Origin of the sequence: Paraburkholderia azotifigens, assembly GCF_007995085.1 — a bacterium.
GTDB lineage: Bacteria > Pseudomonadota > Gammaproteobacteria > Burkholderiales > Burkholderiaceae > Paraburkholderia > Paraburkholderia azotifigens.
The window spans coordinates 1,648,644-1,673,206 of the sequence record NZ_VOQS01000001.1 but is presented as its reverse complement, the minus strand read 5'-3'; the positions used below and the strand labels follow the sequence as shown (position 1 = coordinate 1,673,206).

Annotated in this window: 24 protein-coding genes, 1 tRNA gene and 1 riboswitch; of the genes, 19 read left to right on the top strand and 6 right to left on the bottom strand. The window is 65.3% G+C overall.

The window, feature by feature from the left end; genetic code table 11:
- Window positions 1–59 precede the first annotated feature (59 nt).
- From FRZ40_RS07415 to pepN, 5 genes are all read right to left on the bottom strand, one after another.
- Window positions 60–135 (bottom strand) — tRNA-Thr (locus tag FRZ40_RS07415).
- A gap of 81 nt (window positions 136–216) precedes the next feature.
- A complete protein-coding gene (locus FRZ40_RS07410; protein ID WP_028369844.1) occupies window positions 217–1,233 on the bottom strand; it encodes a class 1 fructose-bisphosphatase in 1,017 nt (338 codons plus the stop codon).
- Window positions 1,234–1,375: 142 nt separating this feature from the next.
- A complete protein-coding gene (locus FRZ40_RS07405; protein ID WP_147233766.1) occupies window positions 1,376–1,816 on the bottom strand; it encodes a HigA family addiction module antitoxin in 441 nt (146 codons plus the stop codon).
- A 22-nt stretch (window positions 1,817–1,838) separates the two neighbouring features.
- On the bottom strand, window positions 1,839–2,114 hold the full coding sequence (locus FRZ40_RS07400; RefSeq protein WP_193566978.1) for a type II toxin-antitoxin system RelE/ParE family toxin: 276 nt from the start codon (window positions 2,112–2,114) through the stop codon (window positions 1,839–1,841).
- Window positions 2,115–2,290: 176 nt separating this feature from the next.
- A complete protein-coding gene (gene pepN, locus FRZ40_RS07395) occupies window positions 2,291–4,993 on the bottom strand; it encodes an aminopeptidase N (RefSeq protein ID WP_147233764.1) in 2,703 nt (900 codons plus the stop codon).
- 219 nt (window positions 4,994–5,212) lie between these two features.
- On the opposite strand from pepN, the gene FRZ40_RS07390 reads away from it, so the two are divergent.
- Entirely contained in the window at window positions 5,213–5,914 is a 702-nt protein-coding gene (locus FRZ40_RS07390; protein ID WP_147233763.1) for a DUF4136 domain-containing protein, read from the top strand.
- A 109-nt stretch (window positions 5,915–6,023) separates the two neighbouring features.
- On the opposite strand, the gene FRZ40_RS07385 is transcribed toward FRZ40_RS07390, so the two are convergent.
- Entirely contained in the window at window positions 6,024–6,596 is a 573-nt protein-coding gene (locus FRZ40_RS07385; RefSeq protein ID WP_028369849.1) for a TMEM165/GDT1 family protein, read from the bottom strand.
- A 56-nt stretch (window positions 6,597–6,652) separates the two neighbouring features.
- Window positions 6,653–6,833, bottom strand: a riboswitch (yybP-ykoY riboswitch).
- A gap of 523 nt (window positions 6,834–7,356) precedes the next feature.
- Between FRZ40_RS07385 and FRZ40_RS07380 the strand changes: the two genes are divergently transcribed.
- Genes FRZ40_RS07380 through FRZ40_RS07295 form a run of 18 tightly spaced genes read left to right on the top strand, consistent with a single transcriptional unit; the run spans window position 7,357 to window position 24,528 of the window.
- Window positions 7,357–8,118: a beta-ketoacyl synthase chain length factor gene (locus FRZ40_RS07380; protein ID WP_147233762.1), complete on the top strand. Its 762-nt coding sequence runs from the start codon at window positions 7,357–7,359 to the stop codon at window positions 8,116–8,118.
- On the top strand, window positions 8,102–8,896 hold the full coding sequence (locus FRZ40_RS07375) for a lysophospholipid acyltransferase family protein (protein ID WP_028369851.1): 795 nt from the start codon (window positions 8,102–8,104) through the stop codon (window positions 8,894–8,896). Before FRZ40_RS07380 ends, FRZ40_RS07375 begins: the two co-directional genes overlap by 17 nt.
- On the top strand, window positions 8,877–9,176 hold the full coding sequence (locus FRZ40_RS07370; protein WP_012400100.1) for a phosphopantetheine-binding protein: 300 nt from the start codon (window positions 8,877–8,879) through the stop codon (window positions 9,174–9,176). The genes FRZ40_RS07375 and FRZ40_RS07370 overlap by 20 nt, the downstream gene beginning before the upstream one ends.
- 2 nt (window positions 9,177–9,178) lie before the next feature.
- A complete protein-coding gene (locus FRZ40_RS07365; protein ID WP_028369852.1) occupies window positions 9,179–9,430 on the top strand; it encodes an acyl carrier protein in 252 nt (83 codons plus the stop codon).
- A complete protein-coding gene (locus FRZ40_RS07360) occupies window positions 9,430–10,116 on the top strand; it encodes a COG4648 family protein (protein WP_028369853.1) in 687 nt (228 codons plus the stop codon). Before FRZ40_RS07365 ends, FRZ40_RS07360 begins: the two co-directional genes overlap by 1 nt.
- Entirely contained in the window at window positions 10,113–11,801 is a 1,689-nt protein-coding gene (locus FRZ40_RS07355) for an ApeI family dehydratase (RefSeq protein WP_147233761.1), read from the top strand. Before FRZ40_RS07360 ends, FRZ40_RS07355 begins: the two co-directional genes overlap by 4 nt.
- Window positions 11,798–13,606: a glycosyltransferase family 2 protein gene (locus FRZ40_RS07350; RefSeq protein WP_193566977.1), complete on the top strand. Its 1,809-nt coding sequence runs from the start codon at window positions 11,798–11,800 to the stop codon at window positions 13,604–13,606. Before FRZ40_RS07355 ends, FRZ40_RS07350 begins: the two co-directional genes overlap by 4 nt.
- A complete protein-coding gene (locus tag FRZ40_RS07345) occupies window positions 13,593–15,197 on the top strand; it encodes an HAL/PAL/TAL family ammonia-lyase (protein ID WP_147233760.1) in 1,605 nt (534 codons plus the stop codon). The genes FRZ40_RS07350 and FRZ40_RS07345 overlap by 14 nt, the downstream gene beginning before the upstream one ends.
- Window positions 15,190–15,627: an acyl-CoA thioesterase gene (locus tag FRZ40_RS07340; protein ID WP_028369857.1), complete on the top strand. Its 438-nt coding sequence runs from the start codon at window positions 15,190–15,192 to the stop codon at window positions 15,625–15,627. Before FRZ40_RS07345 ends, FRZ40_RS07340 begins: the two co-directional genes overlap by 8 nt.
- Window positions 15,615–16,283: a LolA family protein gene (locus FRZ40_RS07335; protein ID WP_147233759.1), complete on the top strand. Its 669-nt coding sequence runs from the start codon at window positions 15,615–15,617 to the stop codon at window positions 16,281–16,283. Before FRZ40_RS07340 ends, FRZ40_RS07335 begins: the two co-directional genes overlap by 13 nt.
- The gene (locus tag FRZ40_RS07330; RefSeq protein WP_147233758.1) at window positions 16,283–18,709 is read left to right on the top strand and encodes an MMPL family transporter; all 2,427 of its coding nucleotides are present in this window, start codon (window positions 16,283–16,285) and stop codon (window positions 18,707–18,709) included. The genes FRZ40_RS07335 and FRZ40_RS07330 overlap by 1 nt, the downstream gene beginning before the upstream one ends.
- A complete protein-coding gene (locus FRZ40_RS07325; protein WP_028369860.1) occupies window positions 18,706–19,887 on the top strand; it encodes a beta-ketoacyl-[acyl-carrier-protein] synthase family protein in 1,182 nt (393 codons plus the stop codon). Before FRZ40_RS07330 ends, FRZ40_RS07325 begins: the two co-directional genes overlap by 4 nt.
- Window positions 19,888–19,920: 33 nt before the next feature.
- Window positions 19,921–20,427, top strand: a complete 507-nt coding sequence (locus tag FRZ40_RS07320) for a hotdog family protein (protein ID WP_147233757.1) — start codon at window positions 19,921–19,923, stop codon at window positions 20,425–20,427.
- On the top strand, window positions 20,424–21,149 hold the full coding sequence (locus FRZ40_RS07315) for a 3-ketoacyl-ACP reductase FabG2 (protein ID WP_147233756.1): 726 nt from the start codon (window positions 20,424–20,426) through the stop codon (window positions 21,147–21,149). Before FRZ40_RS07320 ends, FRZ40_RS07315 begins: the two co-directional genes overlap by 4 nt.
- Window positions 21,149–22,375 carry a beta-ketoacyl-ACP synthase gene (locus FRZ40_RS07310; protein ID WP_147233755.1) on the top strand — a complete coding sequence of 409 codons (1,227 nt, stop codon included), beginning with the start codon at window positions 21,149–21,151 and terminating at the stop codon, window positions 22,373–22,375. Before FRZ40_RS07315 ends, FRZ40_RS07310 begins: the two co-directional genes overlap by 1 nt.
- Window positions 22,372–23,598 (top strand): beta-ketoacyl-[acyl-carrier-protein] synthase family protein, encoded by a 1,227-nt coding sequence (locus FRZ40_RS07305; RefSeq protein ID WP_147233754.1) that lies wholly within the window; start codon window positions 22,372–22,374, stop codon window positions 23,596–23,598. The genes FRZ40_RS07310 and FRZ40_RS07305 overlap by 4 nt, the downstream gene beginning before the upstream one ends.
- Before the next feature lie 43 nt (window positions 23,599–23,641).
- A complete protein-coding gene (locus tag FRZ40_RS07300) occupies window positions 23,642–24,070 on the top strand; it encodes a hypothetical protein (protein WP_147233753.1) in 429 nt (142 codons plus the stop codon).
- Between the two features lie 26 nt (window positions 24,071–24,096).
- Window positions 24,097–24,528, top strand: coding sequence for an excinuclease ABC subunit A (locus FRZ40_RS07295; protein ID WP_028369866.1), 432 nt, complete (start codon window positions 24,097–24,099; stop codon window positions 24,526–24,528).
- The last annotated feature ends 35 nt before the right edge of the window (window positions 24,529–24,563 follow it).

Genomic DNA, 24,563 nt, shown 5'->3' with positions numbered 1-24,563 from the left:
AACTGACGCGAAAAACAAAAAGCCCAGTCGCGAGGACTGGGCTTTTTGTTTAAATCCGCTGGTGCCGGAAAGAGGAATCGAACCCCCGACCTTCGCATTACGAATGCGCTGCTCTACCGTCTGAGCTATTCCGGCTCCATTGTTGCTTTCGTTTAATTCGTCAGCAACGAAGAAGTGAGATTATGAAGCCTCTTTTAAGGCTTGGCAAGTGGTTTCTCAACTTTTCTTTTCGAGGTGATAGCGGGTCACGCGGTCGACCTCGTTCTTCGAGCCGAGGAACACAGCAACGCGCTCATGCAAGGTCTTCGGCTGGATATCGAGGATGCGCTTTTCGCCGTTGGTCGCCGCGCCGCCTGCCTGTTCGACGATGAATGCCATCGGGTTCGCTTCGTACATCAGGCGCAGCTTGCCGGGCTTCGACGGATCGCGCTTGTCGGCGGGGTACATGAAGATGCCGCCCCGGTTCAGGATGCGGTGCACGTCGGCGACCATCGATGCGATCCAGCGCATGTTGAAGTCGGCCTGGCGCGGACCGTCCTTGCCCGCGTTCAGCTCGCCGATGTACTGCTGCACGGGCTCATACCACTGGCGCTGGTTCGATGCGTTGATCGCGTATTCGCGCGTCTCCACGGGAATGCGCATGTCGCTTTGCGTCAGCACCCACGAGCCCAGCTCGCGATCGAGCGTGAAGCAGTTGACGCCGTTGCCCGTGGTCAGCACAAGCACCGTTTGCGGGCCGTACACGGCGTAACCCGCCGCGACCTGCTGGGTGCCTTTCTGCAGGAACGATTGTTCCGTCGGCTGCTGGCCGTCCGGGCAGCGCAGCACTGAAAAGATCGTGCCGATCGACACGTTCACGTCGATGTTCGACGAACCATCGAGCGGATCGAACACGAGCAGGTATTCGCCCTTCGGATAGTTCGCCGGGATCGGGAAGAACTGTTCCATTTCTTCCGAAGCCATGCCGGCGAGGTTGCCGCCCCATTCGTTGGCTTCGAGCAGGATCTCGTTCGACAGGATGTCGAGCTTCTTCTGCACTTCGCCCTGCACGTTCTCGCTGCCGGCCGTGCCGAGCGCATCGCCGAGCGCGCCCTTGCTGACGTGATAGCTGATGGCCTTGCACGCGCGCGCGACGACTTCGATCAGCAGGCGCAGATCGGCAGGCAGATTGTTGTTCTCGCGCTGCTGCTCGATCAGATACTTCGTGAGAGTGGTACGACGTTGCAAAGACATTGCAGTACTCCGGAGAGGCTTGGGAATTCCCCGATTTTAACCTTTCGATGTTCGGGTTCCGTGACTTTAAATAATCGCCGTGTTGCGACCGGGCGTACGGACGTGCGCTCAGCGACTTCCCGTCAAGAATGGGAAGAGCGCTTCAGCGCGATGCAGAAGCCCGGCGCGTCGCCGCAGCGGCATCCTCTGCGGCCTTGATCTGCTCGCGCGACAGGCGCGTGTGCTTCGGCCGTCGCGACGGCGGCAGCGGCTCGATCTCACGCTCGATCCGCTCGCCCGATTCCGCGATCGCCACGCGCAAGTCGTACGCAATCTGGAGATTGAGCCAGAAATGCGCGCTGTTGCCGAAAAAGCGCGACAGGCGCAAGGCCGTTTCGAACGAAATGGCCCGCTTGCCGCGCACGATGTCGTTGATGCGCGGAGCCGGCACGCGGAGTTCCAGCGACAATGCATTGGCCGACATGCCGAGCGGTTCGAGAAATTCACTGCGCAGCACGTCGCCCGGCGTCGTTTCGGGCATGCGTTCGCCCGTGGCAACCTCGGAGAAATCGACGTTGTCCAGTTCAGAACGTTTGATAGCCATGATGGTTTCCTGCGAGTCAGTGTTAGTCGACGATCTCGACATTGAGCCCGTCGCCGTCGATGTACTGGAAACAGATGCGCCACTGCGCATTGATACGGATGCTCCATTGGCCGCTGCGCCCGCCTTGCAGCAACTCGAGCCGGTTGCCGGGTGGCGCGAACATGTCGATGATCGACCTGGCTGCGTCGATCAGCAGCAGTTTGCGGCGTGCGACCAGTTGCACTTCTCGCGGCAGCGAATGCACGAAAACGCCTTTGAAAACAGCCGCGGTTTCCGCGTCGCCGAACGTTGAGATCATGGGTAGTGTATAACGCGTCATGTTAAACGTAAGCCATTAAACGGACGCGTTCAGTGTGATCGTAACGTGGGACCGAAACCAGTCAGCCAGATGGCCATATGCAGAGAGAATGGTCAGCCGCAAAAGAAAAAGCCGGCACGCGTGCCGGCTTTCGACCTGCCAGGAGAGACCGGAAATCAGGCCAGTGCCTTCTCGACGATTTCGCGCACGTCGCGCGATTTCGCCTGCGCCGCGACCTTTTCCAGCGCCGCGCGCATCTGGTCGCGCAGCTTCGGCGTGAAGCGGCGCCAGAGTTCGAGCGCGCGCGCGAGGCGCGCGGCAACCTGCGGATTGAGTGCGTCGAGCGCGATCACCTGCTCGGCCCAGAACGTATAGCCCGAGCCGTCTTCCGCGTGGAACTGCGCCGGGTTTGCCGAGCAGAAGCTGAAGATCAGCGAACGGGCGCGGTTCGGGTTCTTCAGGTTGAACGCGGGATGCGTCATCAGCTTGCGCACGATCTCGATGACGGGGCGCTGCTTCGTGCCGCGTTGCATGGCCTGCAGCGCAAACCACTTGTCGATCACGAGCGGCTCGTTCTCGAAGCGGCGATAGAAGTCGTCGAGCGCATCGGCCGCGGCCGTGCTGCCGCTGGAGGCCGCCGCCGTCAGCAGCGCGGAAAAAGCCGCCGCGCGATCCGTCATGTTGTTCGCCGTGTCGTACTGCGCCTTGGCGAGGCGCGCCGCGTCCGACGGGTCGTCGAGTTCGGCGAGATACGCAAGCGCCAGGTTCTTCAGCGCGCGATGGCCGGCCGCTGCGGGCGTCGGCTCATATGCGCCCGGCGTCTGATGACGTTCGTAAATCGCGAGCCAGTCGCCCTTGAGCGCCGATGCGAGGCGCTTGCGCACGAACTGACGCGCGCTGTGCACGGCAGCGGGATTCGATTCGTCCATCTGCTCGGCGAGATAGGCCTCCGACGGCAGCATCAACGCGAGTTCGCGGAACGCCGGCGACAGCGTCTCGTCGTTCAGCACGCGGCTGAACGCGGCAACCACGGTGTCGTCCAGTTCCAGCGCCTTGCCCGTTGCAGCGTGTTCGGCGAGCGTCAGCAGTTCGCGCGTCGCGAGGCGCTGGCCGGCTTCCCAGCGGTTGAACGGATCGCTGTCGTGAGCGAGCAGGAATGCGAGTTCGTCGGCCGTATAGTCGTACTCGACCACGACGGGCGCCGAGAAATTGCGCAGCAGCGACGGCAGCGGCCTCTCGGCGACATCGACGAACGTGAAAGTCTGCTCGGCTTGCGTGAAGTCGAGCACGCGCGTCGTGTGCGGCGACGCCGATGCTTCGCCTTCGAGACGCAGCGGCATGTCGTTGCCGTCATCGCCGATCAGGCCGATCGCGAACGGAATCAGCAGCGGGCCCTTCTGCGTGTCGCGCGCCGCAGGCGACGCGTCGCCGTAACCCTGCCTGAGCGTCAGCGAATAGCGCTTCTGCGCGGCGTCATAGTGCGTGTCGACGCTGATGCGCGGCGTGCCTGCCTGGCTGTACCAGCGTTCGTACTGCGCGAGATCGCGGCCGTTCGCATCGGCCATTGCGTGACGGAAGTCGTCGCAGGTGACGGCGTGACCGTCGTGGCGCTTGAAGTACAGGTCCATGCCGCGCCGGAAGCCTTCGCGTCCGAACAGCGTCTGATACATCCGCACGACTTCCGAGCCTTTCTCGTAGACGGTCATCGTGTAGAAGTTGTTGATCTCGACGTAGCTTTCCGGGCGCACGGGGTGCGCCATCGGACCGGCATCTTCGGCGAACTGCATCTGGCGCAGCACGCGCACGTCTTCGATCCGTTTGGTTGCGCGCGCAGCCTGATCCTCGCCGGAACTGTCGCCGCTCGCCATGTCCGCGGAAAATTCCTGGTCGCGGAACACGGTGAGCCCTTCCTTCAGGCTCAGCTGGAACCAGTCGCGGCACGTGACGCGATTGCCCGTCCAGTTGTGAAAATACTCGTGTCCGACGACGGCTTCGATGTTGGAGAAGTCGGTGTCGGTTGCCGTTTCCGGATTGGCCAGCACGTACTTCGTATTGAAGATATTGAGGCCCTTGTTCTCCATTGCGCCCATGTTGAAGTCGCTCACGGCGACGATCATGAAGCGGTCCAGATCGAGTTCGAGGCCGAAGCGTTCCTCGTCCCAGCGGATGGAGTGGATCAGCGAATCCATTGCGTGACGGGTCTTGTCGAGATCGTGCGGTTCGACCCAGACCTGCAGCAGTTTTTCCTTGCCCGAGCCCGTCTTCACGCGCTCTTCCAGCGCGACGAGCTTACCCGCGACGAGCGCGAACAGATAGCTCGGCTTCCTGAAGGGATCTTCCCAGCGCGCGAAATGGCGGCCGTCGGGCAGATCGCCCTGTTCGAGCAGGTTGCCGTTGGACAGCAGAACCGGGTAAGCGGCCTTGTCGGCGCGCAGCGTAACCGTGTAGGTGGCCATCACGTCCGGGCGGTCGAGGAACCACGTGATGCGCCGGAAGCCCTCGGCCTCGCACTGCGTAAAGAAGTTGCCACTCGACACATACAGGCCCGACAACGTCGTATTGGCAGCGGGATTGCAGATGCCCGTCAACGTCAGTTCGAACGAATCGGGTACGTTGTCGACGGTCAGGCCGTGCTCATGTGCGTGCACATGGGCATACGGCTTGCCGTCGAGCGATGCTTCGACGAACGTCAGATCTTCGCCCATCAGGTCGAGATGCGTGGCGCGCACCGCGTCGGGATTGCGGCGGATGCGCATCGTATTCCTGACGACCGTGCGCTCCGGCACGAGATCGAACTCGAGCGCGACGGTATCGATGAGGAAGGCGGGCGGCGCGTAGTCGGCGCGGCGGATCACTTGAGGCGTTTCGGTATCGGCCATGATGTGAGTTCGGGAATAAGCTCGAAGCCGGCGCGTTGTATATAGGGCAACAACTGCGCAGCAAACCAGACAGCGCGCCGGGTGATCGGATCATTGTACAAAGCCTCAGCCGATCGTGCGGGCAGAACTTTTTACCGTTGGGCGCAGTCAGCGTATTATCGGGCCGCCCACCCGCTCGCCGACAGGCAGGCGCGGGCGACGATACCAACGAGGACGACCATGAAGTTCGACCGATTCACCCGTCACGCCGCACTCGTGCTCGCGGCGTTTGCGACGCTGCTGGCGGGCTGCACGACCTACGTGACGACGCAGGTGACGGCCTTTTCGGACTGGAGCGGCAGCGACGCGGCGCGCACTTATGCGTTCACGCGCACGCCTGAGCAAAAGAACAATCTCGAACAGGCTACGTACGAGCAGATCGTCGCAAACGAACTCGCGCTGCACGCGTTCCGGCAGGCGGACGAGCGCGACGCGCACTACCTGGTCGCACTCGCTTACGGCATGCGCTCGGACACCGTGACCGTGGCGCAGCCCGTCTACTACAACCCGTGGCCGGGCCCGTACTACTGGGGCCGTCCGTTCGATCCGTGGGGGCCCTGGGGCCCGTGGGGTCCGTATCCGGCGGGTTACGTAAACCAGAGCTATCCCGTGTACACCCATCTGCTCGGCATCCGCATTACGGACCGCGCAACGGGCAAGGAAATGTACAACGTGACGGCGCGCAACACGGACGAGCAGTCGTCGCTGATCGCCGCGATGCCGTATCTGGCGCGCAGCGCGATGTCCGATTTCCCGATGGGCAACGGCGTGGTGCGCACCGTGAAGCTGCCCGTCGACGGAAAGGGCGGAATGTCCAATGAAGTCGCCGCCGACAGCGCCGCGCCGCCCGTGCCGGCATCGGGCGCGAAAACGGTTCAGTAGAGGCGTTTTTCGTCCCGCGCATTCGATGCAAAAAAACGGCCGCACCGTGTGAGCGATGCGGCCGTTGCGTTTTGCGTCAGCGATTGTCAAATGACCGTCCGTCAGACGATCAGACGCCGACTCCCATCAGGGCCAGTGCGCCCAGCACGACGAACAAGACGGCGGCGATCCCGTGGACGAGCCTGGTCGGCAGCCGGTGCGCGAAGCGGTCGCCGAGCAGGATCGCGGGGACGTTCGCGATCATCATGCCGAGCGTCGTGCCCGCGACCACGCCGAAGAAATCGTGGAAGCGCGCCGCCAGCGCGACCGTCGCGATCTGCGTCTTGTCGCCCATTTCGGCGAGAAAGAACGTAACCACGGTCGCGCCGAACACGCCGAAGTGCGTGCGGTTGGTGTTCGCTTCCGATTCGTCGAGCTTGTCGGGCACGAGAATCCACAGGCCCATGCCGATGAAGGACACGGCCAGCGCCCAGCGCATCACGGTCGGCGTGACGAGCGAGCCGAGCCAGGCGCCGAGCGCGCCGGCGCCAGCGTGATTGATCAGCGTCGCGGCGAGCACGCCGAGAATGATCGGCAGCGGCTTGCGATACCGCGCGGCGAGGACGAGCGAGAGCAGTTGCGTCTTGTCGCCGATTTCAGCGAGCGCAACGGCGCCGGTCGAGATCAGAAAAGCTTGTTCCACGTTTGATAGATTCCCCGGGCCGAGATGTGTGCGAGCGACGACCCACCACGCGCCGGGCCCTAGAGCGGCGGTAGTGGATCATCGGTCTCGCCAGGCCAGAGGCTGCGTCTGCCATGACCACACAGGTCAAGTCTGTTGACAGGCGCCCCCGCGAATCACATACGCTGCGCTCGCCGGCCGTGAGCCTGGCCGTTGCGCGGACATGATGCGGGGCGGCTACTCCCCAATGAGCGGCGGAGTATAGCACGCCAGCCTGCGCAAAAGTGCAGACTTCCCGCTACTTACTTGTGCATTTTTCCCGGCTTACAGCAGGTCGTTGCAAAACCCGCCGCGATTATCGTTTTTTAACGTATTCGCCGACGAGTCCAATCGAAAGGGGCCGTAACAGATGCCCGTAATACTGCCGCTTCGATACACGAGGCTCAGCGGCGGGAAGGCCCGTCGGAGCGGGCCGTGCAAGGTAGGAAAACGCTTTCGTCGCGCGCAAGAGACGGATACAGATGGATACGTCTTTTCTGGCTGATTTCGGCCAGAATGCTCTGTATCATTTCGGGCGGCCACGGTAATGACCAGACGAAACCCCGTTTTATCGTCCCGCCCCTAAATAATCACCGCTGCGTGCCGTTATTTTGGTGACCCCTTAAAAGAAGAGTGGACTCATCAAACTGGCGCCGCGCCCCGCCCGGGAGTAGCGCGCTTCACGTGCTGTCGACGGCAGGCGCGCCTCTGGCGCCAGCAGCCTTCACGCGCGAACACCGATATGCCCGATCTGCACTGGACCATTCCGGTTGCTCGCTGGTCTTCGTGGCCTGCCGTCGCAGCCGTCGCCCCTGACGTTGGCTTTATCGAGCCGATGGTGCGGCGTCGTCTCAGCACGCTGTCGCGCGTCGCGTTGAAGGTTGCGTACGACTGCGCCGCGGATAAGCCCAGCGTCCGGATCGTGTTCGCGTCGCGCCACGGCGAACTGCGCCGCACGACGGACATCCTGCGCACCATCAGCGCCGGCGAGCCGGTTTCGCCGACTTCCTTCAGTCTCTCCGTGCTCAACGCGATGTCCGGCGTGTTCGGCATCGCGCGCGGCGACCGCGCGGCCGCGAGCGCGTTGTCGGCGGGGGCGGAAACGCTCGGCTATGCGTTGCTCGAAGCGCACGCGCAATACGCGACCGACAGCTCGACGCCCGTTTTGCTCGTCTACGCCGACGAGCCGGCCGATCCCGCGTACGGCACGATCGAAGAAGAAGTGCAGGGCGGCGCGCTCGCGATCCTGCTCGACGCGACGTCGGCGGGACGGCTGTCCTGCTCACGCACGGCCGTCGCCCCGGGTCGCGCGGGTACGGCCGCGGTTACGGCCGCGGTTACAGCCGCGGTTACAGCAACAGGCAGCGCATCGGCCGGTGACGCGGGCACCCTCTTTGCCACGCAGAGCCAGGCTGTGCATCACTGCCTCGACACGCATACAGCCGCGCAATGGCGCGGCGAGTACGCCGTCTGGGAATGGAGCTGGGATGAAGGCGTGGCTTGACTACCACTGGCGGCTCGTCGCGACAGCGCTCGCGTTCACGGCATTCGGCATCTGCGGACTCGGCTTTTCGCTGATCCTGTTTCCGATCGCCTGGCTGTGGCCGCATCGCGCGTCGAAGCAGCTGGCGATCACCGCGATCATTCACGCGTTCTTCCGCGCGCTCGTCGCCGTGCTGCAGTGGGTCGGCGTGATGGAACTCGATGCGCACGGCGTCGCGGCGCTGCGCCGCCGGCGCAACGACCCGGCCATCGTGGTCGCGAATCACCCGACGTGGCTCGATGTCATGGTGCTGCTGTCGCTCACGCCGCGCGCGTGCTGCGTCGTCAAGAGCGCGCACTGGGGCAATCCGTTTTTCTGGGGCGTCGTGCGCGCGGCCGAATACGTGAGCAATGCCGATCCGCTCGAACTCGTCGAGGCGGGCGCGCGGCAACTGGAACGCGGCTACACGATGATCATCTTTCCGGAAGGTACGCGCAGCCCGGCGCGCAACCGGATGCATACTTTTTCGCGCGGGTTCGCGCACATGGCGCTCAAGTCCGGCGCGCCCATTCTGCCCGTCCTGATGGACTGCGATCCGCCCGCGTTCACGAAGGGCATGCGCTGGTACAACGTGCCGGAGCGTGCGTTCCGCATGCGCGTCAACGTGCTCGCCCCGCTCGGCGCAGACGCGTTCGCCGCGCACGACGAGCCGCCCGCGCTGGCCGCCCGCACGGTGACGAGCGCCGTCGAAGCACATATCACACAGCACCTGTTCGACTATGGATTCTTTAAAGCTTGAAATCAAACAGCTTCTGATCGAAGCGCTCGATCTGGAAGACCTGACGCCCGCCGACATCGACGACGACGCGCCGCTCTTCGATACCGACGGTGTCGGTCTCGATTCGATCGACGCGCTCGAAATCGGCATCGTGCTGCGCAAACACTATCAATTGACGATCGCGGCGAACGACGAACGCACGCGAGAGCACTTCCGCTCGATCAATACGCTCGCGGCGCTGGTGGCAAGCCAGCGCGAGCTTGCGCATGAGTCGGGCGACACCACAAAGAAAGGGGAATGACCGTGACCGACACCGAGATCCTTGAGCGCATCCGCGCCATCTTCAAAGAAAACTTCGCGATCGAGCCCGAGCGCGTGACGCCCGAAGCGCACCTGTTCGAGGAACTCGATCTGGACAGCATCGACGCCGTCGATCTCGCGATCAAGCTGCAGGAGATGACGGGCCGCCGGATCAAGCCGGAGGAGTTCAAGTCGGTGCGCACGGTCGGCGACGTGATCGTCGCTGTCGAATCGCTGCTCGCGGCGCAGGGCTGATGCACGCGCCACGTTCGCACGCGCGCGGCGCTCCGGACGACACGCAGACGCCGCCCGCAACGCTGACTGCTGCGCAGAACGAAAAGCGCCCGCGCGGCTGGGCGGGCTTCGTGCTCGGCGTGCTCGCGAAGCTCGCGTATCCCGCCGTGATCCTGTGTGCGTGGTTCTGGGACGAGCCGCGCTTCGTCGGGTGCCTGCTGTTTGCGCTGCTGTGGCTGCAGCGTTGCGCCGGCACGGGCGCGTTCGGCGCGTCGCTGCGCAAGCTCACGCGCATCGACTGGGGCGTGGCGCTCATGCTCAGCGTCGCGTCGGCCGCCATCGTGTGGACCAATAGCGAACTGTTGCTGCGCATCTATCCGTCGCTGGTGAATCTCGGCTTGCTGATCGCGTTCGGCGCAACGCTCGTACGTGGTCCGACGATGATCGAAAAATTTGCGCGCATCGGCACGCCGAATCTGAGCGAGCCCGCGATCCGCCACACGCGCCGTGTGACGCAGATCTGGTGCGCGTTCTTCCTCGCGAATGGCCTGTTTTCCCTGTACACCGCGCTGTACTGGCCGCGCGAAGCATGGTCGCTCTATAACGGCGCGATTGCTTATGGGCTCATTGGCGTGCTGCTGGTGGGCGAAATCGCATGGCGTTATCTGGTGATCCTGCCGCGCGCCCGGCGCTCGGAGGCGGCATGATCGCGCTGCACGAACTGCTGTCGTGCGAGCGCGCGGGACAGGTGCCCGTCTGCCGCGATGACGAATCCGATCACACGATCGACTTCGCCGCATTCCGCGCGCGCGTTTTCGCGCTCGCACTGCAGTTGCGCGAAACGCAGGCCCGTCGCTATGCGTTGTGTATCGACGATCCATTCGACTTCGCGTGCGCATTGTTCGCGCTCTTCGCGTGCGGCAAGACGCCCGTGATTCCCGCAAACGCGACGCCCGGCTATCTCGCCGATCTCGCCGATGCCTACGACGCCGTGCTCACGGGCGCTGATGTCCGCGGGCGCGCCGCGGCGCAGGCGCCTGCCGCGACGCCGTTGCCCATCGATCCGAACGCGCCCCTCACGCTCTACACGTCGGGCAGCAGCGGCGCGCCGAAGCCGATCCACAAGACGCTCGCGCAGTTCGATGCCGAAGTACACACGCTCGAACGCGAGTGGGGCGCGCTCGTCGGCGACGCGACGATGCTCGCGAGCGTGCCGCATCATCACATCTACGGCTTGCTGTTTCGCGTGATGTGGCCGCTCGCGGCGGGGCGCGCGTTCGACCGCGCCGTGTGCATCGAACCGCAACATGTGCAGGCTCGCATCGACGGGTGCGGCGCGACCGTGGTCGTGTCGTCGCCCGCACAGCTGTCGCGCTGGCCTGCGTTGCCCGGCTTCGCAGCGCTCGCGCCTGCGCCGCGCGCATTCTTTTCATCGGGCGGTCCGCTTTCCGCCGACGCCGCCAGCGAATACGCGAGTGCATTCGGCGCCGCGCCGATCGAAATCTACGGCAGCACTGAAACGGGCGGCATCGCGTGGCGTCGTCAGAACGAGACGTCGTCGTGGCGGCCCGTCAACGGTGTCGACGTGCGGCGCGGCGACGATGGCGCGTTGAACGTGCGCTCGGCGCATCTGGGTCATGACGACTGGCATCGCACCGACGACGCCATCGCATTCGACGACGAAGGCCGCTTCCGCCTGCTGGGACGACTCGATCGCGTGATCAAGCTCGACGGCAAGCGCGTCTCTCTGCCCGAAGTCGAAGCGCGGCTCGCGCTGCATCCTTATGTCGCGCAGGCCGCCGTGGTGCCGCTCGCGGGCGCGTCGCGCGAACGCGTGGGCGCCGTGGTCGCGCTCAACGAAGCCGGCAGCGAAGCGCTGCGCGGCGAAGGGCGCGTCGCGCTCGCGAAGACGCTGCGCCGCCATCTCGCCGCGTATTTCGATGTGGTCGTGCTGCCGCGTCACTGGCGCTTTCGCATCGCGTTGCCGTTCGATGCGCGCGGCAAGCTGCCCGTCGCGGCAGTGGCGGCCGCGTTCGAGCCGCGCGCCGAAGGCTTCGAAGTGCTGTCCGAAGCACGCACGGGCGACGACCTCCATTACGAACTGCGCGTGCCGCCTGCGCTCGTGCATTTCGAAGGGCACTTTCCCGGCTTGCCGATTCTGCCCGGCGTCGTGCAACTCGACTGGGCGATTCGCCTCGCCGCCGAGCACGTGACGGGCGTGCGCGACATCGAATCCGTCGATCGCCTGAAATTCACCGCGCCCGTGATGCCGGGCGCCGTGCTCGACCTGAAGCTGTCGCACGATGCCGCGCGGCGGCGCGTGCAGTTCGCGTATCGCATCGACGGGCGCGACAGTTCGTCGGGCGTGATCGTGTACCGGGAGCGCGCATGAGCGAGGTGGCCGACGTGGCCGACGTGGCCGACGTGGCCGACGTGGATTTCGCGCCGTGCGTCGTGATTCCGATCTACAACCACAAGGATGCGATCGGCGGCACCGTCGAGCGCCTTCTCGTTCACAAGCTGCCCATTTTCGTCGTCGACGACGGCAGCGATGAAGCGACGCAAGCCGTGCTCGCGAAGCTCGCCTGCCAGTATCGCGACCAGATGACGCTGCTGCGTCTGCCTGTGAACGGCGGCAAGGGCGCCGCCGTGATGGCGGGTCTCCGTGCCGCGAAGCGCGCGGGCTACACGCACGCGTTGCAAATCGACGCCGACGGCCAGCACGATGCGAACGACGTGCCGCTTTTTCTCGACGCCGCGCGCGCCGAGCCGGGCGCCGTGATTCTCGGCCGTCCCGTGTACGACGAGAGCGTGCCCAAGTCGCGTCTGTATGGCCGCTATCTGACGCATGTGTGGGTGTGGATCGAAACGCTGTCGTTCACGATCCGCGATTCGATGTGCGGCTTCCGCCTCTATCCGCTCGACGCCGCGTTCGCGCTGATCGACAGCGTGCGGCTGCCGACGCGCATGGACTTCGACATCGAGATTCTGGTGCGTCTGTACTGGCGGCGTCTCGCGTTCCGCGCGATTCCGACGCGCGTCGTCTACGCGACGGACGGCGTGTCGCACTTCGACGTGCTGTGGGACAACGTGCGCATCAGCGCGAGCCATACGCGGCTCGCATGCGGGATGCTGCTGCGTCTGCCGATGCTGCTCGCGCACAAGTTCATGCCGCGCAAATCGGGCGCGTCGCCGCATTCGAGCGGCCATCATGCGAAGTGGTGGCGCGTCGCGGAACGCGGCAGCCGTCTCGGCATGACGCTGCTCGCGCTCAGTTGCAAGCTGTTCGGCATGCGCTTTACCGCGCTCTGGCTGCATCCCGTCGTCGGGTACTTTCTGCTGACGGGCCGCGATGCGCGTGCCGCGTCGCATACATACTTCACGCATCTCGAACAGGCCGCGCAGGGCGAGCGCACGCCGCGTCCCGGCTGGCGCTCCGCGTACCGTCAGATGCTCGCGTTCGCGCAATCGGGGCTCGACAAACTCGCCGCATGGTCGGGCCGCATCGATTCCAGCGACGTCGTGTTTGACGATTCATCCGCATTCGACTCACTCATCGAAAGCCGACGCGGCGCGCTCGTGATCGGCGCACATCTGGGCAACCTCGAAATGACGCGCGCGCTCGCCGCGCACGGCGGCCACGCGAAAGTCACGGCCATCGTCTACACCGAGCACGCGAAGCGCTTCAACAGCGTGCTGTCGACGGCGAGCAGCGACTTCGCGAAGCGTCTCGTGCAGGTGAGCGACTTCGGTCCCGAGACGTCGATGATGATGCAGGAGCGCATCGACGCGGGCGAACTGCTCGTGATCGTCGGCGACCGCGTGCCCGCGCGCGAATCGGGGCGTACGACCGACGCGCAGTTCCTCGGCGCAACGGCGCCGTTCGCGCAAGGGCCGTATGTGCTCGCGCATGCGCTCGGCTGCCCCGTGTATCTGTTCTTCTGTCTGAAAGAGCGCGACGAGCGTAACCGTGAGCGTTACCGGCTGTACTTCGAGCCGTTCGCGGAACGCATCGTCCTGCCGCGCCGCGAGCGCGCGCAGCATATCGCGGCGTGGGCGCAGCGCTATGCGTCGCGTCTCGAACACTATTGCCGCAAGGCGCCTTATCAATGGTTCAATTTTTTCGATTTCTGGGCGCGTCCCCGAAAAACGATAACGGGTGCAATCCCGCACGGAGACGCGAATGTCAGAACATGACCTGATCGACGATGCGCGCGCTCATGCCGCAAGCGCTGCGAGTGTCCCGGCGCCACGTGCGGTGGTGATCGGCGGACGCAAGCTGTCGATCGAAGAAGTCGTCGCGATTGCGAAGGGCCGCGCGCCGGTCGCGCTGAGCGGCGATCCCGCCTGGCGTTCGCGCATCCAGCGCGGCGCGGATTTTCTGCGCCGTCATCTCGCTGCGGGCGAAACGGTGTACGGCGTGAACACGGGTTACGGCGACGCGTGCGTGGTCGACGTGCCGATGGAACTCGTCGAGGCCTTGCCGCTGCAACTCACGCGCTATCACGGCTGCGGCATGGGCGCGTCTCTCGACGACGCGCAGACGCTCGCCGTGATCGCGGCGCGTCTGAACTCGCTCGCGTATGGCTTCTCCGGCGTGCGCCCGGTGCTGCTCGAACGGCTCGCCGATCTCGTCAATCATCGCGTGCTGCCGCGCATTCCGTCCGAAGGCTCGGTCGGCGCGAGCGGCGATCTGACGCCGCTGTCGTATGTGGCGGCGGCGCTCATCGGCGAACGCGACGTGATGTTCAACGGCACGCTGCGCGATGCCGCGGGCGTGTGGACGCAACTCGGTCACGCGCCGTTGACGCTTGCGCCGAAGGAAGGCCTCGCGCTGATGAACGGCACGGCCGTGATGACGGGCCTCGCGTGTCTCGCGTTCGCGCGAGCCGAACATCTCGCGCGGCTGGCCGCGCGTTTGACGGCGCTGTCGACGGTGGCGCTCGACGGCCGCGCCGCGCATTTCGACGCGATGATCTTCGAAGCGAAGCCGCACGCAGGCCAGGCCGATGCCGCCGCGTGGATTCGCGCGGATCTCGCGGGCCGCGACGATACGCCGGGCCATCGTTTGCAGGATCGCTATTCGATCCGCTGCGCGCCGCATGTGATCGGTGTGGCCGTCGATGCGCTGTCGTGGGTGCGCCGCGACGTCGAGAACGAACTCAATAGCGCGAACGACAATCCGCTGATCGATCCCGATGGCGAACGCGTGCTGCATGGCGGCAACTTCTACGGCGGCCATATTGCGTTCGCGATGGATGCGTTGAAGACGGCCGTCGCCAATCTCGCCGATCTGATGGACCGGCAACTCGCGTTGATCGTCGACGACAAATTCAACAACGGTTTGCCGCGCAATCTGACGGGTGCGACCCCGGCGCGCGCGCCGATCAATCACGGCTTCAAGGCGGTGCAGATTTCGTCGTCGGCATGGACGGCGGAAGCGCTCAAGCACACGATGCCTGCAAGCGTGTTCTCGCGTTCGACGGAAGCGCACAATCAGGACAAGGTCAGCATGGGCACGATCGCCGCGCGCGATTGCCTGCGCGTGCTCGAACTGACGGAGCAGGTCGCGGCGGCGCATACGCTCGCCGCCGTGCAGGCGCTGAAGCTGCGCGTGCGCCTCAACGAAGCGACGCCCGTTCCAGCGCCGCTGCGCGCGTTCGCGGACGGCGTCGCGGCACTGTCGCCGTTCGTCGACGAAGACCGCGCGCTCGAAAGCGATCTGCGCGCATTGACGGCGCGCATCGCCGATTGCGCGTTGTTCGAAGGGGGCGCGCATCATGAATGAACGCCATCCGCATAAGACGCTCAAGGCGAGCGCGATCGTCGAGGTGCCGTTTCATGACGTCGACGCAATGAATGTGTGCTGGCACGGCCATTATCTGAAGTACTTCGAGATCGGCCGTGCCGCGCTGTTGCGTGCCTTCGACTACGACTATCGCGAGATGCAGGCTTCGGGTTATCTGTGGCCGATCGTCGAGGCGCATCTGAAATACGTGCGGCCCGCCACGTATGGCCAGCGGATCGACGTGCGCACCGAACTGCTCGAATTCGAAAACCGCCTGAAAATAGGCTATGAGATCGTCGATTGCGCGACGGGCACGCGCCTGACGAAGGGCACGACGATCCAGGTGGCCATCGAAGCCGCGACGCAGGAGACGCAATTCGTGTCGCCGCCCGTGGTGTTCGAAAAGCTGGAGCGCGCATGGTCACGTTGAATGTTCGTGCGGCGTCGATCGCGGTGCTGCTCGCCGCAGCAAGCGTGAGCCCGTTTAGCGTCACGCACGCGGCAACGCAGGCGCAGGCGCAAAACGGCAACACGGCGCTCGTCTCTCAGGTCGCTGCGCGTCTCGCGCAAACCAAAGGCGTGCGCGCGCAATTCACGCAGACGCAAACGCTCTCCGCGATGAAGCAGCCGCTCGTCAGCACGGGCACGCTGGTGTTCTTCCGTGAGCGCGGCGTGATCTGGCGCGTGGACACGCCGTACAAGGCTACCTACGTGATCGGCGATGCCGGCGTGAGCGAAGTGGACGCGAACGGCAAGCGCATCAGCACGAAGAGCGCGCAGGGCGTGCGCGGCGTGGCGCAAGTGTCGAAGATGATGCGCGCGATGCTCGGCGGCGATCTATCCGCGCTGTACTCGCAGTTCGACGTCGATGCGCAGGGCACGCCGTCGCAATGGAAGCTCGAACTAAACCCGAACCAGCCGCAGCTCGCGCAATCCATCAAGGGCTTGCAGATGACGGGCGGCGAATTCCTGCAGACGCTGCGCATCACGCTTGCGAACGGCGACGTTACGCAGATCGAGTTCGCGAAGAGCGAGGCGATCAGCGAACTCGCGCCCGCCGAGCGCACGCTGCTGGGAGCACAATGATGTTGATGGCGCGACAGTGGACCAAGGCGCAGTTGTGGAGCTTGCGGGCCGCATGGCTCGTGCTCGCGCTCGTCGCGTCGCTGTACTGCGCCTGGCGCTTCATGGGGCCGTCGCCGCTGGAGACGAACCTGCTCGCGCTGTTGCCCGCGACGGAAGCCGATCCCGTCGCCGAAAAAGCCGTCGACACGCTCGCCAACGCGCTCGGCGATCGCACGGTATTTCTCGTGACCAGCAAGGACGCCGATCACGCGAAGGCGGCGGCGAAGCAGTTCGGCGCGGCGTTGCGAAAGAGCGGCGCGTTCGCGTCGGTGACGGCCGAGTTGCCGCCATTCGACATGTCGCAGATCGGCGCGCTGTACATGCCGTATCGCTTCAATCTGCTGACGCGTGACGACCGCGACGCAATCGCCAATGGTGCGAGCAACCCGGCTTCGCTGCACGACGCGCTGATGCAACGTATCTACAACCCCGTACGCGGCCCGCTCGCGACGCAACTCGCCGACGATCCGTTCGGCTGGCTCGAGCACTGGCTATCCGCGCTGCCGCTCGCCACCTCGAATCTGGATCTCGAAGACAACATGCTTGTCGCGCATCGCGACGACACAACAAGCGTGCTCGTCGTCACGACGCTGCCGGGCTCCGCCTACGAAACGCAGACGCAGCACGCGGTGCTGTCGGCTGTTGCACAGGCGCAGGCAGCCTTGAAGACGGCCTTTCCCGATGCAGGCATCGCGCGTACAGGCGCTGTGTTCTATGCGGAATCGGCGCGCAGCGCATCGGAGCGCGAAGTGCATCTGATCGGTGTCGCGTCCGCGTGCGGCATCGCGCTGCTGATGCTCTGGGTGTTCCGCTCGCCGCGCCTGTTGCTGTTCGGCTTCGTGTCGACGGCGCTCGGCATCGTGTGTGCGCTGGCGGCGACGATGCTTGTGTTCGGCAAGCTGCATCTGCTGACGCTCGTGTTCGGCGCGAGTCTGATCGGCGAGGCCGTCGATTACTCGATTCAATATTTCGTCGTCTATCTCGGTGCAGGGCCCGGACAGCGCGGCGGCTGGAATGCGCGGCTGGGCGCGCGTTCGGTGCGTCCAGCCCTGAGCGTCGCGCTCGCGACGAGCCTGCTCGGCTACGCGATTCTCGCGTGGGTACCGTTCCCGGCGCTCAAGCAGATCGCGTGCTTTGCGATCGCCGGCATCTGCACGGCGTTCGCGTCCGTGCTGTGGCTGTTGCCCGTGATGCTCGTGAAGGGACCGAAGCGCGCGCAACGTCGTCTCTTCCTGCGCGCCGCGACGCTGCTCGCGCGCTGGCATGCGGCGATCGGCGGACGGCGCGCATGGCTCGTCGCGGGCGTACTCGTGCTGATCGCGATTCCCGGCTGGCTGCGCCTCACCAGCGACGACGACATCCATCTGCTGATCCAGCGCGACCCCGCGCTAGTCGCGCAGGAAGATCAGGTGCGCAACGCAATCGGCGTCGACAATACCGCGCAGTTCTTCGTCGTGCGCGGTGCGTCGCAGGAAACCGTATTGCAGCGTGCGGAAGCGCTGGGCGTGAAGCTCGACGCGTTGAACGGTGCGCAATCGGTGAATGGCTGGCAATCGGTAACGCAGTTCGTGCCGTCGGCGCAGCGTCAGGCCGACGCGCGCGCAGTGCTTGCGCGGCACGTCTTCGACGATCCCGCCGCGCTGCGCTCGATGCTGCTGCAAGCGGGGTTTCGCGATGAAGTCGCGGATGCGTGGATCGCTTCGTACGCGAAGTCGAACGCAGCGCCGCTGACGGTCGAACGCTGGCTCGCCGCGCCGTGGTCGCAGCCCTATCGCCATCTGTGGCTCGGTGCAGTCGAGGCGCGCGGCGAACGTGGCTACGCAGCCATCGTGATTCCGCAGCGCGTGACGCCTGAAAACGTCAACGCGCTGATCGGCACAGCGCGTTCAATCGAAGGTGTCGTGTTCGTCGACAAGGCCGCGAGCGTATCGAAGCTGTTCGGCGCGTATCGCGTCGACAGCGGCATCTGGCTCGCGGGCGCGCTGCTGCTCGTGCTGATTCTGCTGATGGTGCGCTATACGTCGCGCGGCGGCATCGCGACGACGCTGCCCGTACTGCTTGCGATCGGCGTGACCCTCGCCGCATTCGGCTATGCGCGCGTGCCGCTCAATCTGTTCAACTGCCTCGCGCTGATGCTCGTGCTCGGCGTCGGTGCAAACTATGCGGTATTTCTGCGCGAAGGCTGCCTGCGCGATCACGCGGATCTCGGCGCGGTCTGGACGGGCGTGCTGCTGTCCGCAGCGACGACGCTGCTGTCGTTCGGCATGCTGGCCTTGAGCGCGATGCCTGCACTGAAGAGTTTCGGCGCCACGCTGGCGCTCGGCATACTGGTGTCGGTGCTGCTCGCGCCGATCGGCATGCCGCCCGGAAGAAGGAGAATCGCATGACCTTGCCACCCGTTTATCTGCATGCGCTCGGCATGGTGAATGCGCTCGGCGGCGACGTCGCTTCGATCGTGCCTGCGCTTCAAGCCGCGCAAGCGCCCGGTATGGGATTGATGCATACGGGTATCGGCGATGCGTTCGTCGGCCGCGTGTCGACACCGCTCGATATAGCGCCGCCCGCCGCGCTGAGACGTTTCGATTGCCGCAACAATCGCATGCTGCTCGCCGCGCTCGAACAGATCCGTCCCGCGATTGAAGCGGTGCGCGAACGTTACGGCTCGCATCGCATCGGCGTCGTGCTGGGCACGAGCACGTCGGGCATCGATGCGGCGGAAGTCGCGTTCGTTCATCAGGCGCAGGCGGGCCAGTTGCCCGAGGACTTCAACTACCGGCAGATGGAGATCGGCACGGCCGCGCCGTTCGCGGCCGCCGCGCTGAATGTGCAGGGACCCGCGTTCACGGTGTCGACGGCCTGCACGTCGAGTGCTAAAGCCTTTGTATCGGCGCGCCGTTTACTGCAACTGGGACTGTGCGACGCGATGATCGTGGGCGGCGTGGATACGCTGTGCGAGTTGACCGTGCAGGGTTTCGCGTCGCTCGAATCGACGAGCGTGACGCGCACCAATCCGATGAGCCGCAACCGCAACGGCATCAATGTCGGCGAAGGCGCTGCCGTGTTTCTGATGACGCGCGAAGAAGGCGAAGTGCGTCTTGCGGGTGCGGGCGAATCGAGCGATGCGCATCACGTGTCGGCGCCGGACCCGCAGGGCGTCGGCGGCGAGCTGGCGTTGCGCGCGGCGCTGCAGGACGCGGGCGTCGAGCCGTCGAAGATCGCGTATGTGAATCTGCACGCGACGGCCACGCGCAAGAACGATCACATGGAAGCGCATCTGATGTCGCGCGTCTTCGCGGACGGCGTGCCCGTCAGCGGCACGAAGCCGTTCACGGGGCACCAGCTCGGCGCGGCCGGTGCGACGGAACTGGGTTTCGCGTGGCTCACGCTCGCACGCGACGATGTTTCGATGCCGCGCCATCTATGGGATGGCGAGGCGGACCCGGCGTTGCCCGTGCTCGATCTCGTGCAGGACGAGCGGCGCGTGCCTCGCGAGGGCACGCAGTACGTGATGAGCAATTCGTTCGCGTTCGGCGGCAGCAACGTGAGCCTGATACTGGCGCGCTGAACCGACGGGACGCAATGCAACAAACATAACGATATGACGGCCACACCTGAGACCCGAGCTGAGACCCGCGCTGAGACCCGCGAGGTATTTCCGCCCATCGACACGATCCTGCCGCATCGCGGCACGATGCTGTTGCTCGACGGCGTGAGCGCATGCGGCGACGAAACGCTGACGGCCTGTGCGAGCGTGCATGGCGACGCATGGTATGCGGACGACAACGGCGCGATGCCCGCGTGGATCGGCATCGAGCTGATGGCGCAGGGTGTCGCCGCGCATGTCGCGCTGCTCGCGATGCGCGCGGGCGGCCGTGCGCGGCCCGGCGTGCTGCTCGGCACGCGCAGCTACAAGGCGCACGCGAGCGCGTTTGCACGCGACGCACAGCTGACCGTCAACGTGCAGGAAGTGCTGCGCAGCGACGAAGGCCACAGCGCCTACGAATGCACGATCGATCACGACGGCGCGCGCTATGCGGAGGCCGTCATCAAGGTCTTTCAACCGGGCGATTTTCAGACGTTCATCGAAGGGAGTATCAGTTCATGAGCCGGCGAGTACTGGTTACGGGCGCCAGCCGCGGCATCGGCCGCGCGATTGCCTATCAGCTGGCGGCGGATGGCTTCGCCGTGTCCGTGCATTGCCGCACGGGCCGCACGGAAGCCGAGGCCGTCACGGCGGGCATCACGGCGCAGGGTGGCTCGGCGCGCGTGCTGCAGTTCGACGTGCGCGACCGCGCTGCATGCCGCGAATCGCTCGAGGCGGATGTCGCCGCGCATGGCCCGTATTACGGCATCGTGTGCAGCGCGGGCGTGACGCGTGATGCCGCGTTTCCCGCGCTCACCGACGAAGACTGGGACGTGGTGATCGAAACGGGCCTCGACGCGTTCTACAACGTGGTCCATCCGCTGACGATGCCGATGGTTCGCGCGAAGAGGGGCGGCCGCATCGTGACGATCGCCTCGGTGTCGGGCGTGATCGGCAATCGCGGACAGGTCAACTACAGCGCGGCGAAAGCAGGGCTGATCGGCGCGACGAAGGCGCTGGCCGTCGAACTCGCGTCGCGCAGCATCACGGTCAACTGCGTCGCGCCGGGGCTGATAGAAACGGGCATGCTCGGCGAGATGCCGCTCGAACACGCATTGAAGACCGTGCCGATGAACCGTGTCGGTCAACCGGCCGAGGTCGCGTCGGTGGTCAGCTTCCTGATGTCGGATGCGGCCTCGTACGTGACGCGCCAGGTGATCGGCGTCAATGGCGGGATGATCTGATGAAGCGCGTCGTCATTACGGGCATGGGCGGCGTCACGGCGCTCGGCAGCCACTGGGGCGAGATCGAAGCGGCGCTGAAGGCGGGCCGCAATGCCGTGCGGCGCATGCCGGAGTGGGACTACTTCGAGTCGCTGCATACGCGTCTCGCGGCGCCGCTGCCGGCGTTCGCGCAGCCCGCCGGCTGGCCGCGCAAGAAGACCCGCTCGATGGGCCCGGTGTCGACGTACGCGGTGCGCGCGAGCGAACTCGCACTCGCCGACGCGGGCCTTGCCGGCGACGGATCGATTGGCGACGGACGCATGGGCGTGGCCTACGGCTCGTCGTCGGGTTCCGTCGAACCGATCCGCGCGTTCGGCAAGATGCTCGAATCGGGCTCGATGACAGACGTCACGTCGAACAGCTACGTGCAGATGATGCCGCATACGACGGCTGTCAACGTGAGCCTGTTCTGGGATCTGAAAGGGCGCATCGTGCCGACCTCGTCGGCGTGCGCATCGGGCAGTCAGGCCATCGGCTACGCGTATGAAAACATTGCCGCGGGCAAGCAGACGCTGATGCTCGCGGGCGGCGCGGAGGAACTGTCGGGGCCCGCCGTTGCCGTGTTCGACACGCTCTATGCAACCAGCACGCGCAACGACGAACCGCATCTGACGCCGCGTCCGTTCGACGCGAAGCGCGACGGTCTCGTGGTCGGCGAAGGCGCGGCGACGCTCGTGCTCGAAGAATACGAGCACGCGAAGGCGCGCGGCGCGACGATCCACGCGGAGATCGTGGGCTTCGGCTGCAATTCGGACGGCGCGCACATGACGCAGCCGACGGCGAGCACGATGGCGCGCGCGATGCAGCTCGCGCTCGAAGACGCACAGCTCGACGCGCAGGCGATTGCCTATGTGAACGCGCACGGCACGTCGACGGACCGCGGCGACGTGGCCGAGAGCGAGGCGACGGCGCAGACCTTCGGCGAGCGCATGCCGATTTCGTCGCTGAAGAGCTACGTCGGCCATACGCTCGGTGCGTGCGGCGCGCTCGAGGCGTGGTGGACGATCGAGATGATGAAGCGCAACTGGTATGCGCCGACGCTGAATCTCACCGAAGTCGATCCCGCGTGCGCGCCGCTCGATTACATCCAGGGCGAGGCGCGCGCGATCGATGCCGAATACGTGATGAGCAACAACTTCGCATTCGGCGGCATCAACACGTCGCTGATCTTCAGGCGCATTCGATGACGCGCGTGCAAGGCCTGCAGCGTGTCGTCGTCACGGGCATGGGCATCGTGTCGTGCATCGGCAACACGCTCGACGACGTGAGCGCCGCGTTGCGCGACGGGCGCAGCGGCATCACGCGCGTCGACGCGTGGCGCGCGCGCGGCTTCGGCTCGCAGGTCGCGGGCGTCGCATCGGTGGACGGCGAGCCGCCGTTCGACCGCAAGCTCGAACGCTTCATGGGCGATACCGCGCGCTTCGCGTGCCACGCGGCGCGCAAGGCGATCAGCGATGCCGGGCTCGATCCCGCCGCGCTGCGTTCGCCTCACGTCGGCGCCGTGCTCGGCTCGGGCGTCGGCGCGATGTCCGCGTATGACGCGGCGGTGGCTGTTGCGAACGCGCGCGGCGTCGACAAGATGCCGCCGTACACGGTGCCGCAGGCGATGAGCAGTACGGCGTCGGCGAACGTCGCGCAGGCGTTCGGCATCGAGGGCGTCACGTATTCGCCGTCGTCGGCATGCACGACGTCGGCGCTCGCGATCGGCCAGGCGATGCAGCTGATTCAGACCGGGCGTCAACGGATCGTTCTCGCAGGCGGCAGCGAATGCCTGCACGACAACATGACGCTGATGTTCGATGCGATGCATGCGCTGTCGCGCCGCTTCAACGACACGCCCGAGCACGCCTCGCGCCCGTACGATACGGCGCGCGACGGCTTCGTGATTGCGTCGGGCGGCGGCGTGCTGGTGCTCGAAGCGCTCGATCACGCGCTCGCGCGCGGCGCGCGCATCTACGCGGAACTGACGGGCTTCGGCCACAGCACGGACGGCACGGGCATGGTGTCGCCGCACGCGGCGGGCATTGCGCGCGCGATGCAGTCGGCACTCGACGAAGCGGGCGTACGGCCGGACTACGTGAACGCCCACGCACCGTCGACGCCGCTCGGCGACATCGAGGAACTGCGCGCGCTGCAAACGGTATTCGGCGCCGACGTGCCGCCGTTTTCATCGACGAAAGGGCAGACGGGGCATCCGCTCGGCGCATGCGGCGCACATGAGGCGATCTACACGCTGCTGATGATGCGTGACGGCTTTATCGCGGGGACGGCGGGCATCGAACAGATCGAGCCGCTCGCGCAACAGCTGCCGCTCGTGCAGGCCACGAGGCAGGCGCGGATCGATCACGCGCTGTCGGTGTCGTTCGGCTTCGGGGGCAGCTGTGCGAGCCTGATGTTCGCGAGGATTTGAAGCGTAGCAAGCAGAATTAACAACGACAAACGGAAGCTAAAAAATGAAGACCAGAATCGCCTTGGGGTTGGTGGCAGCCGTCGTACTCACGCAGGCTGGCTGCACCACGAAGATCAAATCGCTGCCGATGCCGGCCGCGCTCCAGACGCAGAACGGCCAGGACGTCGCGCTTTACTTCGGCGGGCAGGCGCATGCGCCCGTGAAGCAGTCGTTCGGCAACAAGGAAATCGCCGTGCGCGTGCCGCGCAAACCGGATGTCAGCCCCGAGGCCAACTGCAACAACGCGCTCGCCAAGGCGCTGGACGATCTGCGCGACTATGCACGCGCGCAGCGCGCCAATGCCGTCATCGACGTCAAGACGCGCTTTCAACATAACGAATCGGTGTCGTCGACGGAATTCACGTGCGGCGCGAGCCTGAACGGATCGACACTTGCCGTGCGCGGCGACGTCGTCAAGCTGGAAACGCAATAAGAACGCCAACCACGAGGGTAATAACCATGAAGCGTCACCTGATCTGTGCAGCCGTCGTCGCATGTCTGGCCTCGCACGCATTTGCGCGCAATACCGTCGACTACTATCCTGTCGCCGAGGCGCTCGCGAGCGAGCCGGGCAAAGTCAGCGACGATATTCCGCTGTATTTCGCGGGCCAGAAGCATCCTGGCGTGGTGAAGAGCTTCGGCGAATTCGCGACGAACAAGAAGACCAACGCGTTCGGCAAGAGCGACGAGACGGCCTGCCAGCACGTGTTCCTGTCGGCCGTGATCGAGCTTCAGGAGCGCGCGCGCAAGGAAGGCGGCAATGCCGTCATCAACATCAAGAGCAATTACAAGAACGAAGTGCGCGAGAGCGCAACGGAATACACGTGCGGCGCGGGTGCGGTGATTGCTGGTGTCGCGTTGAAGGGCGACGTGGTGACGCTGAAGAAGTAAAGCGAAAGAGGCGGCGGCGCGCGTGCGCGCATGCC